Source organism: Chondrinema litorale, from assembly GCF_026250525.1.
Lineage (GTDB): Bacteria > Bacteroidota > Bacteroidia > Cytophagales > Flammeovirgaceae > Chondrinema > Chondrinema litorale.
In genome coordinates, this window is record NZ_CP111049.1 from 196,253 (window position 1) to 209,137 (window position 12,885).

Here is a 12,885-nt window from a genome sequence, read left to right on the forward strand (position 1 = left end):
CATATGGAAACCTTTACCAATAAGTATCTTACTTGGCTAGCAGTAATCTTTTATATGCTTTTAATTCTATTTCTGGTTATTAGAGGCGCTTTAAAAACTAAAAATATAGAAGATTACGCAGTTGGAAGCGTACATTTCTCTCCAGTTGCTGTTGGTTTGGCACTCGCAGCATCCATGACGAGTGCTGCCACATTCATCATCAATCCCGGCTTTATTGGCTTATATGGCATCAGCGGAGTGCTTTCTTTTGGTATCGTAATGCCATTAGCCATTTTTGTCTCGCTCATTGTATTTACCAAAAAATTCAGAAAGTATGGCACAAGCATTAAAGCGCTCACCATGGCTCAATGGATTGGAAACAGATACAATAGTAAAAAATATGCATTGTTTTTCGCGGTTTTATCTTTCCTACTCATATCATTTATAGTATTAATTCTGGTGGGTCTTACTCAGGTTTTATCTGTGGCACTTGATCTTCCTGTTTTACCAGTATTATTGAGCATCGGTATTTTTGTGTTTGGTTATATGATGTTCGGCGGAGCCAATTCGATGGTCTACACCAATGCGATTCAAGCAGTATTGATGTTGATAGTAGCAGTAATTTTATTAGGTTCTGGCTATGAACATTTTAGCAATGGTGTAAAAGGATTTTTAGCCAAATTAGATAGCATCGATCCTACTTTGGCACAATGGACAAATCCTTCAAGTTTCTTATTTAGAGATTATTTTGAAATTATATTTTGTCAAATAATTATAGGTATTGCGATTGTTTGTCAGCCACACATCATTACAAAATCTTTATTATTAAAGAATGAGAAAGATGTAAACCGATATTTGCTAGTGGGCATCTTAGTAGAAAGCCTGTTTTTTATGGTAGTAGTTGCCGGTCTGTATGCCCGCTTGGCTTTTCCAGAACTCATACTAGATGGAGAAGCAATTCCGATGGATGGTTTAGTCTCCACTTATGTAGTGCAGGAATTTCCGGTGTATGTAAGTTTGATATTGGTTTTGGGAATGATCTCCGCAGGTTTATCTACTTTAGAAGGTCTAATTCAATCATTATCTGCTACCATCACAACAGATTTTCTAAAACCAGTTTTTGGAGAAAGTTTATTCAATAGAGAAAAACCTAGAAGAGAGATATTAATTAATCGCTTGGTAATTGTGTTTTTGGCTGCGGTAAGTATGTTTCTCTCCTATCAGCAATTGGTTGCACCAGATGTAAGTGTAGCTATTTTCGCTCAAAATGGAGTTTATGCCTATTTTGCAGCGGCATTTATTCCGGTATTGTTTGGGATGTTTTTAGATGATGTTCCACTCGTCGCACCGGTTGTTGCTTCCATTACTGCTTTGGTGGTGCATTTCGGAGTTTATTACGGAAGAATTGGTAGTTATATGCAAGAACCAGTAAATAATCCGGGGGTTGCAGCAACTTTTGCTATTTTAAGTGCTTTATTTCTAGGATTTTTTATTTATCTTTTGGATAAAAATTTTCAGTTTTTCAAGACTGAGATAAAAGAGAAAGAACTATCAGCCTGATTATCAAGGTAAAACTAATTAAAGAATTGCTTCATGATTTTAAAGTATAGAGTCATGAAGCAATTTTTGAATAACAACTAAAGGAATAATTATTCCTGCAAATATGAAAATGAATACAATAGACTGGATTAAAAAATGGGCTGTGTATACACCCCATCATGTGGCTTTGGAAGAGTATGACTCTGGCCGCAAAATTACTTATCATGAACTTGAAAACTGTGCAAATCACTTTATCGAGATTCTTTATAAAAGAGGAATTGGCAAAGGTGATCGCATTATGTTGTTTGCAGAGCCCTGTATTGAAAATATAATTTTATTTTCAGTAGCCCAAAAAACAGGAGTTATTCTTGTACCGGTAAATTTTAGATTGTCTACACCCGAAATTCAATTCTTAATTGAGCATTCAGAACCTGCAATTATTCTTTCGGAAGATAAGTTTATGCCTCAGGCCGAAGCTTGCCAGATTCCAAGTTATACTTCATTAATGTCGATGGAAGTGATAAGGAATTTGTATAAGAAGCATAGTCAAGATGTTGTAGAAGAAATTGATTTACCAACAGTTAGCGAAAACGATCCACTTTTCATTTTATATACTTCTGGTACTACAGGCTTTCCCAAAGGGGCAATATATACCCATAAAATGCTTTTTTGGAACAGCATCAATACTTCTATTAGCCTCAATTTAAGTTCAACAGATACCACTGTTTGTTGTACTCCTGTGTTTCATACAGGTGGTTGGAATGTTTTATTAACACCTCTACTGCATATTGGAGGCAAGGTGTATTTGTTGAAAAAATTCGAAGCAGAAACAATTATTGAGTTGATAGATCAAAAGAAACTTGATTTGTTTTTTGGTGTTCCCACTATGCTAAAAATGATGATGGAAAGCTCAAATTATGCATCATCACAACTCGATAGCATTCGCTATTTTATTGTAGGTGGAGAATCTTTACCACTCCCAGTAATTGAAGCATGGCACAAAAAAGGAATTCGGATTAGGCAAGGTTATGGACTTACAGAAGTGGGTCCAAATCTCACCTCTTTACATCAAAATGATGCCATAAGAAAGTTGGGTTCTATTGGCAGACCTAATTTTTATGTGGAAGCTAAAATTATTAAAGAAGGAGGCAAATTAGCCGAGACAAATGAAATTGGGGAGCTTTGCTTGAGAGGACCCATGGTAACTCCCGGTTACTGGAAAAACCCCGAAGCCACTCAAAAAACGATTATCCAAAACTGGTTTCATACAGGTGATTTGGTGCGAAAAGATGAAGAAGGCTATATCTATGTAGCTGGTAGACGCAAAAATATGTTCATTTCTGGTGGAGAAAATGTCTATCCGGTAGAAGTTGAGCGTGTGTTGATGCAATACGACCAAATTGCCGAAGCTGTAGTAATCGGTGTGCCACACGAAAAATGGGGTGAAGTAGGCAAGGCTTTCGTGGTTTCTAAGAAAGACCAAATGGTTAATCTGGAAGATCTAAAAATCTTTTGCCTAAGTAATCTGGCAAAGTTTAAAGTGCCTCAATATTTCACTCATTTAGAGGCCTTGCCCAAAACTGCAAGCGGTAAAATTGACCGTAAAGTATTGCAGTGAAGCTCACTACTAAGCTTTTAAATAGCATCTCCAATCAAATATAACATTGTGTAAAATATATCATTAACTCTTTCAATCCCGGTATATCATGAAACTAGCGCTTGTATTATTATTAATCAATTCTCTAACTATGCCAGGTCTAGCACAAACCAAAAATTTGAAAATGAAAAACATGCTGGCCCCTTATCCTTACCAAGTAAGCTATCTCACACTATCAGACACGATTGAGCTTGCGTATATGGACGAGGGAACAGGTGATGAAACGTTGATTTTTATTCATGGTCTCGCCAGCTACAACACAGCTTGGGAGCATGTTTTTGGTAATTTATCTAAAAGTTATCGCTGTGTAGCGGTCGATTTACCCGGTTACGGTCGATCGAGTAAAGGTTGTTATCCTTCCACTATGAGCTTTTATGCAGATATAATTGCCCAAACTATTAAAAAACTCAGACTCAAAAATGTTGTTTTGGTAGGTCATTCTATGGGAGGTCAAATCGCTATTACTGCAACTTTAAACTATCCTGAAAAAGTAAGTAAATTGGTGCTCTTGGCTCCTGCTGGTTTCGAAACTTTTAATGAAGACGACCGGAAAGCAATTACCAGTTTTTATACTGTTGAAAGTATTTTAAATGCCTCTGATGAGCAAATTAAAACCAATTTCAAATACAATTTTTATAACATGCCTTCTTATATCGATAAGCTAATTCAAGAGCGAATAGCCATGGCTGAGGCATCAGATTTTGAATTATATTGTCACTCTGTTGTAAATGGGGTACATGGAATGTTAGATAAGCCAGTATTTAATCGACTTAAAGAGATTGAAAAGGAAAGTCTTGTGCTGTATGGTGCAAATGATTTTCTAATTCCTAATAAGTTGCTTCATCCGAGTTTAACTACCAGTTCTGTTGGTCGCAGTGGCGCCGATCAAATGCAAAATTGCCAGTTAAAGTTTATTGATGAATGCGGGCATTTTATGCAACTAGAAAAACCTGCTGAAGTGATTAGCGAAATTCGACATTTTTTGAAGAATTAATCACTTTAAGTAAATTTAGTACAACGACTATCTCAACAGAACTGTAAACTGAAAATGAAAGAAAAGCTCAAGAAGTTCAAAGAATTTGCATCTGAAATACTACCACATGAGGCAAAGTATTTATGTAGCATCCAACAATTTGAAGACGATGAGAAGTTGGATATACTGAATACAATTGCCTATAACTGCAACCAAATTAATAGGCCTAAACCTTTTAATGAATATATTGATAAAAGAAAGTATTCTAGCCTTAAAAACTGGATTCAGAAAAAGCTAGATGAGATAAATGTAGATTTACACTTTGAATGGATAAATGAGATGGATCGCAGGGTAATGACGGATACTCTGCGTCCAGAAGATGAGCATCAGATTTTCAGATTACTTAAAAATTACCCCAACTCACAGTTTTACTTTATGAAATTCTATGAGTTGGTGGTTAATTTAAGGCAGTTTCTTTTAATTCGACTCAGATACAAAGAGCACGAAATTGTACATCAATTTGTAGAAAATAACCGAACTGCTTACCTGCAATCTAAAGAGGTTAGCGACCAAATGCACAAAGCTTCTGTCGACATCATTAATAAATATTCTTTAAACAATACAGAGTCTAAACATTGGGAAAAATGGTTGCTAGAAGTGTTTTATAATGAGTATTTAGATGGTTTAAACCGATATTTTGCTGCAATTAGACTCACTTTTGTTTATTTCAATTATCGCGAATACGATAAGATAAAAAACCTAAACGTTAGACTCGACGAGCTACTTAGCGAAGGTGTGTTTTATACGCGTCGTATTCTTTTAAACTACTATTCGAATTGCCTCCTACTCCATTCTAAATTTGATATTTTACAACAGGCAGAGGAGTATGGTTATCTTTCCATCAAACAAAAAAATGAAGACCACCTTAAGTATTTGAATAACTACAGTGCTATTTTGTTGAGACAAGGAAAAATTGATAAAGCGCTTAGTTTAATGAGACAAGCAATGCCAGAAATGCGCAATACGAATAACTTCCATAACAAGATTGGTTTCACTGCTTTTTACATGAAATGTCTTTGCCTCAACGATCAGGCAGCGGATGCAGAACGCTTTGGAATTAGCTTTTTACGCATCTATAAGCAGGAAGTGCTAGAGCAGCGTTGGCATGTGTTTTTTGGTTCTTTTCTGCAATCGATGATAAAGCAAGAAAAGTTTGGAGAGGTGTTAAGAACCATCAGAAAATATAGTATTCTCGAAAAAGATCAGACCTTTCAATCAAGTGTGATTTACTTGCCAACAATTGTGTGGTACGAAGCCCTCTCTCGCTATATGGAAGGTAAAATTAGTGCAGAATCTCTCATCCAGATTCTAACTGAAAACAGTACGCAATATGCCACTAATCCGCATAAAGCGAACCTATTGCAAAAGTTGATAAGTGAGCTTTCTAGCTATGTGCCAAATATTATGAAAGCAGTTAAGTCTAACCTATTAGAAAGAGAAGTAATAGCTTGAAAATGAATAAGTTAAAGATGTTACTTGATTGAATAGTACGATTAGTCAACCCAGTGAATTTATCAGAAGCCAAATTTTGCCGTCAGAATTCTGATTAAATTTAATTAAGCAGATTAAGTTCGGAGATGTACCACATAAATACCCAAGTACATTAAGCCCAAAAAGCTTCACGCTCTTAATTACTCTGTGGTACTACTATACTATTTATTATCACAAATTAAATATGAACATGAAAAAATTAACTACCATTTTATGGGTTTTATGGCTTAGCTGTAGTCTTGTCTGGGCACAGCAATCTGGAAGCATCCAAGGAAAAATTATTGACAAATCGGGAGAAGCATTAATCGGAGCCACCGTAATGATTGATGGCACAACCAAAGGTACCGCAACAGACATTAATGGAAAATTTATTTTAAGCAATTTAGATTATGGAAATTACACCCTACTAGTAAGCTATGTAGGTTACACCACTCAAACAATTACCGCAAAACTTGACGACGATATGGTTTCTCTTGGCAATATTAAGCTAGAAGGAGAAACACATCTGGAACAAGTAGTTATCTCTGGTTCTAACAAAAGTGAAAAAATTACAGAATCGCCTGCGACTATTCAATTAATAACAGATAGCGACATAGAAGAAATTGCCAGTTTTAATCCCGGTGAGCTATTAAGCCGAGTAAAAGGTGTAGACTTTATTCGTTCGGGAGTAGTTGGAACAGGTATTAACATTAGAGGTTTTAATAGCAATTTCAACTCTAAAAACCTTCAAATAAACGATGGTAGATTGGCAACATTAGTTGCTACAGGTCTTCCATTTGGGCCATTAACCACACAAATTAAAGAAGATATTGAGCGAGTAGAAGTTGTACTGGGGCCAAATTCTGCACTTTATGGCCCTAATGCACATAATGGTTTGGTGTATACCATTACAAAAGATCCGCGCACATCAGAAGGGACAACTTTCGCTTTAGGTGCTGGTAATCAAAGTATGCTAACAGCAAGATTGAGACATGCACAAGTACTCAGCGATAAACTTGCTTTTAAAGTAGTAGGCGAATATACAAAAGGGAAAGAGTTTGAATACATGGATTCAGTGTATATAGATAGATTAGATGCTGATGGCAATTTAGGAGCAGATGGTTCTGTAGAAGCTTACAACGAGTTAGAATTAGACCGCAATTTTGAATTTATGAGAGGTGAAGCAGCACTTTACTACAGCGTAACCGATGAAGCCGATTTAATTTTATCTTATGGAGCTAGCAATAGTACTTACCTTGCTCCTACTAATGTAGGTCGAAACCAGATTATCGACTGGAGAATTAATCATATCCATTTAAAATACAACTCGCCAAGATTCTTTGCTCAGATTTACAGAACAGGAAGTAAAACAGATGATACCTACTCTATAGATGAGCGCACCAAGCAATATTACCGCTTATTAGATGCAGGTCTTTCTGATGCAGAAGCTCGTGGAGAACAATCGTATGCAAGTAAAGCAAAGTTCGTAGACGATAGCCACAGATGGAATGCAGAGGTGCAGTATAACAATGAGTTTAACGGTTACGAATTTGTAGTTGGTGGCCAATGGCAAAGAGATTTTGCAAACAGTAAAGGTACTTATTTGCTCGATGGTGGAGGTACTCAAGATATAGACATTGAGCAATTCGGTTTGTATGGACAAGTTCAAAAAGTATTTGGCACATCTGGATTTAAAGCAATTGCTGCTTTCCGTGCAGATAACCACGAAGTTTATGGATTCAACTTTGTGCCTAAAGTAGGTCTTCTTAAAATAGGGAAACTAAGTACATGGCGCTTAACTTACGGACAAGGTATAGCTGCACCAACCATTATGAATATGTATGGCGATTTGTTTTCTGGTTTAATACTGGGTAATGGAGAAGGTTTTACATTGGAAGATGGGACTCTAGTTGAAAAGCAAAAAGTTGAAAAAATTAAAACATTTGAGTTAGGTTACAAAGGGCAAGCACTTGAAAATAAGTTGTATGTAGATGCCGATGCTTATTTCAATATTTCAACAGATTTCTTAAGCCCGGTAACAGCGATTGGTGTAGTTTCTAAAATCGGAGATCAGCCAATTGAGCAAGTGCAAAGTGGATATGCTGCTTATGGTGGTTTGGTTTACTCTTATGTAAACTTTGGTAAAGTAAATACATATGGAATTGATTTAGGCTTAAACTACTATTTTACTGATAAAGTGAGTGCAGTGTTCAACTATTCATACTTTAACTACTCAGTAGATGAGGATAACCTAGAAGATAATGATTTTAATAATGATGGCGTGGTAAATAAACTAGATGTATTGGTAAATGCACCAAACCACAAAGCTAGTTTAGGCATGTACTACAGAGGCAGCAAGTTTTTTGGAAATATCTTTACTCGTTGGGTGCAGGAATACGATTACTTCTCAAGTTTCCAAATAGCTGCTAAATCTCAAGATTTAGTATATAGAGGTGTACCAGTTGTAGAGAATGCAAGAAGTAAAGATGCTTTTAATTATGGTCCACTTGGAGGGTTTGTAAATGTAGATTTGGGTATGGGCTATCACATCAATTCTAATTTCACAGTATCTGGTCAAGTATCTAACCTGTTTGATTCTAAAATTAGAGAGTTTACAGCATCTCCATTTATTGGCAGATTGTACTCTGTTGAATTGAAAGTAAAATTACCTGGAATAGGAAGTAAGTAATACCAAGTAAAATAGCCTTCGCAAGTTTGATAAAAAAAACCGCCAGATATTTCTGGCGGTTTTTTGTTTATATAATTAAAGTATGAAATGTAATTAAACTTCCCAGCCTTTTCTGTAGGTTCTTCCTACAAATTGGTTGGCCTCTTCGAGGTTAGTGATTTTCATTTTTTCACCATCCCAGAGTAATTTTTTACGACCAAAGAACTCCATTTTACCATCGGCTGTTTCTTTTCTGAGCATATAGCTACGAATAGCCAAATTACCCATTAAAACAGTTTCTGTCATTGGGCCAGCATAATCAAATGAAGAAGTAAGACCTTTGTGCTCTGTACTATTAAATCCGGCTTTACAAGCATCTACCCACTTGCGTTGATGTCCATATTCTGGTTCATCATTTTTTTCTACTTCTGGGCCAAATTCTGTAGTGCCATCATTTAAATAGAGCTTAGGCATTAATGGTGAACTATCGTTGATGTTGGTAGAAATCAATCCTTTATCACCCAATATCAATACGCCATTAGAACCGCCTTTGCCTCCAATGTCATGGTCAGCAGGAATAATTTCTGGATGCGAAGGTTTAATACCACCATCGCTCCATGTCATCTCGATTGGAGACTTGGTTTTATCAGTAGCATCAAAATGTAATGTAATGAAAGAAGATGGAGGGCAACCTTCTGGATGGTAGTCTGGTGTCCACATTTGAGAGAAGATCGAACTCACACTACATTCTGCATCTTTCGGATACATCAATCCTAAAGTTCTAAAAGGTATGTCTATTAAGTGGCATCCAACATCACCTAAAGCACCTGTTCCGTATTCCCACCAGCCTCTCCAGTTAAATGGATGCAAGTTTGGTGTATAAGGTATTTTTTTAGATGGCCCTAACCATAAATCCCAATTAAGGTCAGCAGGTTTTTGGCTCTCATCTGGTGCTGGCATAGCGCCACCTTGCGGCCAAACAGGTCTGTTAGTCCAGATTTGTACTTTATGAATGTTTCCTATTACGCCAGAGTCCACCCATTTTTGAACCATTTTTAGCAGTTCGTTAGAACCACCTTGGTTACCCATTTGGCTCACAATTTTATGCTCTCTAGCCATCTCAGTAAGCATTCTAGCTTCTCTGATGTTGTGGGTCATAGGTTTTTGCACGTAAACATGCTTGCCTCTTTCCATAGCAAAGGCAGCAGCCGGACCATGCACGTGGTCTGGTGTAGAAATGGTTACCGCATCAATGTCTTTTTGTTTTTCAAGCATCTCTCTGTAATCTGCATAGAGTTTTGCTTTTGGGAATTTCTCAACTGAGGCTTTGGCTGAACCAGCAAAATCTACATCGCAAAGGGCAACAATATTTTCTCTACCATTTACAGATGCATTTCTAATGTCACTAGCTCCTTTTCCACCAGCGCCAATTGCAGCGATGTTTAGCTTATCACTAGGGGCGGTATATCCAACACCTCCAAGCACATGTCTGGGTACTATAAATACCGAAGAAGCTATTGCTCCTTTTTTTATAAAAGACCTGCGGGAATTGTCAGATTGTTCTGTCTTTTTTTCACTCATATTTATATCTGTTTAAATTGCTTTCAGTTAATTATCTCTTTTTTGAGTTTTATTGATACCCCGCTTCTCGTTTCACTCTCTCTTAAAGTTAAATAAATTAATAGAATCTGATTTGAAGATGAAGAAAAGAATCTGTGAAAGTAGATATCTTATAGATGAAATAAACCGATTTACTAGCAACCAGAACAATCTTTTAATGAAACTGCTGCATTTTACATAACACCAAACATATTTTTGATTCCGGTAATGATCATACTCACTCCTATTGCTCCTATAAAGAAGCCATTGAGTCTTAATAAAACTTCCATATTTTTATCAAAAGCTGTTTTCATGCGCTTTCCCTCTAAAGAATCTCGCAGCCTTTTTAATAGAAATATTGTTAAAAAATTTGTAAAGAAAACCACCACCAAAATAATGGAGCCAATTAAAGTTGTATGTCTATAAGAAACTATAATACTTAAAGAAATAGAACCAGCACCAACCATAAAAGGCAAAGCAATTTCCGATGCCAAATCGTCAAGGTCTTCTTTTATCATGATTAAAGCTTTTTGACCTTTTACGATAAATAAATAAGCATAAGAGAAAATGATAATTCCACCAAAAATTCTGAATGACTCAAAATCTATTTTAAAAACTGTTTCAAAGATATGTTCGCCAGTAAAAAAGAAGAACAAACAAATTACAAGTGAGATTATCGTGGCCTTAAAAATTACATTTATAAAATTTTTGTGGCTTAAATCTTTTCTTATCGGTTCCAGATACAGGAAAAGAGCAAAAGGATTAAGCATAACTAAAAATTCAATAATCGATGATGCCATTTGTTTATTTTAATTAAGGTTCAAAATTTGCATTTGCCACGCAAAACAAAACATGTTGTTTCATCAATCAAAAAAAATCATAATTAAAATGCCTCAGCTTTGTAGTTTCGAGTTATGAAAGGGGTATACTAATTGTATTAAATATTAAGAAATACTTAGTTTGACTATCATTAATCGAGCACTATTAAAAAATTATTATTACTCTCTTTTACCATAATCAGTATTACTATAACTAGTTGTAGTTCTATTTACATTTCTAAAACACCTACGGGGCAAACAAAGAAAACGACTAGCTCCACATCTGCTAAAGAAAATGCACCGGGGCAAGTGAAGAAGAGAACGGGTGCAAAGTCTGCCAAAGAATACGCGCCGGGTCAACAGAAGAAAAAGAATAAAGGTAAAAACTAAATAAGTATATAAAAGAAAAGGTATCCATCAGATACCTTTTTTATTGTCTATAGATTAATCTCTTGGTGGAGGATTTCCACCTCCTCTACGTGGCATTTTTAAACTATCGGCCGGATAATTGGCTTCTAAAAAATCCATTTGCGACTGAGCCCAATTAATCAAAGTAGTTTTTTGTTCTTCGGTTAAATGAGCCTCTTTGTGGAAACCCATCGCCGTGTATGAATCAAGCGGCATTTCGTTATGTTCGATTACTTCTGCGGTCTCTTCAAACTTATGGTTTTGAACTGCTATTGGTGCATTTGTAAATTCAGAAAAATTCAAGTGCCTTTTTCCATCTTTTATGTGGCCGTCTAACCACCATGCTACAGGTTGAATATTCGAATACCAAGGGTAATTAGTTTTGTTACTGTGACAGTCGTAACATGCTACAGAAAGAATCTGGTCAACATCATCTGGTAATTGATACTTTGTAGCTACACTAGCGGTTTGTACGTTTGAGTCATTTTTTTCTGGTCTAAAGAATTGAATAATAACCAGAATGGCTACTATTACTATTCCGATTTTCTTTCCCATGTTTGTAGTTATATTTTGATTACCTTTTAATATGAATTATCTATCATTAAAAAGTACAAGAAGTCGCAAATTGTTTGAATTTGAACGGAATAACAGGCATTCTTCAAAAAAAATAGCCATTAAGAATTTCTACTCAATAGCTATCTAAAATCAACCTGTTTGAATCGATTTATTATCTTAATTCACAAAATTGATAGTATCTATTGTTGTGATTTCACCTACTGAAACTGTTACATCTTCTACACTGATTGTTTCGTATCCACTTTCTTCTGTTGGAACTGCAACAACAGTATAAGTTCCGGCTTCTAAAGCTCTTAGCAAATACTCACCATTTTCGTTCGGATAGGTAGACACACTATCACTATTCATAATTCCATAAACTACTGTGTTTACATCTGCTGGGTCTACAACACCATTAATTGCACCTGTAAGTGCTTCCATTTTAGCTCTAATTACTGGCTTAAGATTGTAGTTGCCAGAGTTGCCTGCTTTAACGACTGATTTAGCAGCATCAAAATCTATTACTAGTTTGTAAGTAATACCTCCTTCAACTTCTTGATGAATGTTGAGTTTAAGACCACTTTGGCTGCCAGATGGCACTTTTAAATCTACATTACTACCATCGATGGTTAATTCGTTGCCATCTCCTAGTATTAATCTAATTTGGCTAATTTTACCAGCCGGTAATTCTATTTCTCCAAGAAATGCTTCTTCACCATTGGTTAGTGTCAATAAATCGTAAACTCCTAGTTCTGAACCTTCTAAAGACTGCCAGCCACTTTCATCATCTTCGTCTTCATTTACATTAATCTGTACGTCTTCGATATCGATTAAAACAGCTTCGTAGTCAGCAGGAGCATCGATTAAGCTCACTTGAATCTTCGCATTTTGATCATTTTCATCATCGCAAGAAGCGAAAAACAGTAAACTGATAGTGCAAAATAAGGTAGCTTTTAGGATTCTAAATTTGTTCATAAATGATAGTTTAAAATAAGTAATTTTAGTTGCTTATTAATTTAAAATAGCTTGTTCTGTTAACTATCATTTACAAGCTCTGTGACCATTCTAAAATAAAACTATGTATAAACATTAATTAGATTAGTTTTAAAATAATTAATAATTAATAATTAGCACAAAGTATTTAAAAATTAGAAATAAA

General features: G+C 35.6%; 9 protein-coding genes. 5 read left to right on the top strand and 4 right to left on the bottom strand.

Annotation, left to right across the window (positions count from 1 at the left end):
- Positions 1–3 precede the first annotated feature (3 nt).
- From OQ292_RS29215 to OQ292_RS29235, 5 genes are all read left to right on the top strand, one after another.
- On the top strand, positions 4–1,539 hold the full coding sequence (locus tag OQ292_RS29215; RefSeq protein WP_284687639.1) for a sodium:solute symporter family transporter: 1,536 nt from the start codon (positions 4–6) through the stop codon (positions 1,537–1,539).
- Positions 1,540–1,642: 103 nt separating this feature from the next.
- A complete protein-coding gene (locus tag OQ292_RS29220; RefSeq protein ID WP_348970682.1) occupies positions 1,643–3,136 on the top strand; it encodes a class I adenylate-forming enzyme family protein in 1,494 nt (497 codons plus the stop codon).
- Positions 3,137–3,299: 163 nt separating this feature from the next.
- Positions 3,300–4,169: an alpha/beta fold hydrolase gene (locus OQ292_RS29225; protein WP_284687640.1), complete on the top strand. Its 870-nt coding sequence runs from the start codon at positions 3,300–3,302 to the stop codon at positions 4,167–4,169.
- Positions 4,170–4,223: 54 nt separating this feature from the next.
- On the top strand, positions 4,224–5,660 hold the full coding sequence (locus tag OQ292_RS29230) for a hypothetical protein (RefSeq protein ID WP_284687641.1): 1,437 nt from the start codon (positions 4,224–4,226) through the stop codon (positions 5,658–5,660).
- Between the two features lie 229 nt (positions 5,661–5,889).
- Positions 5,890–8,367 carry a TonB-dependent receptor gene (locus tag OQ292_RS29235; RefSeq protein WP_284687642.1) on the top strand — a complete coding sequence of 826 codons (2,478 nt, stop codon included), beginning with the start codon at positions 5,890–5,892 and terminating at the stop codon, positions 8,365–8,367.
- A gap of 93 nt (positions 8,368–8,460) precedes the next feature.
- Here OQ292_RS29235 and OQ292_RS29240 read toward each other — a convergent pair whose 3' ends face one another.
- The 4 genes from OQ292_RS29240 to OQ292_RS29255 form a co-directional block, all read right to left on the bottom strand.
- Entirely contained in the window at positions 8,461–9,927 is a 1,467-nt protein-coding gene (locus tag OQ292_RS29240) for a Gfo/Idh/MocA family protein (RefSeq protein ID WP_284687643.1), read from the bottom strand.
- A 212-nt stretch (positions 9,928–10,139) separates the two neighbouring features.
- Positions 10,140–10,745 (bottom strand): MarC family protein, encoded by a 606-nt coding sequence (locus OQ292_RS29245; RefSeq protein ID WP_284687644.1) that lies wholly within the window; start codon positions 10,743–10,745, stop codon positions 10,140–10,142.
- A 462-nt stretch (positions 10,746–11,207) separates the two neighbouring features.
- Complete coding sequence (locus OQ292_RS29250) at positions 11,208–11,726, bottom strand: heme-binding domain-containing protein (RefSeq protein ID WP_284687645.1); 519 nt, start codon at positions 11,724–11,726, stop codon at positions 11,208–11,210.
- A gap of 177 nt (positions 11,727–11,903) precedes the next feature.
- Positions 11,904–12,701 carry a DUF4382 domain-containing protein gene (locus tag OQ292_RS29255; protein WP_284687646.1) on the bottom strand — a complete coding sequence of 266 codons (798 nt, stop codon included), beginning with the start codon at positions 12,699–12,701 and terminating at the stop codon, positions 11,904–11,906.
- Between the last annotated feature and the right edge of the window lie 184 nt (positions 12,702–12,885).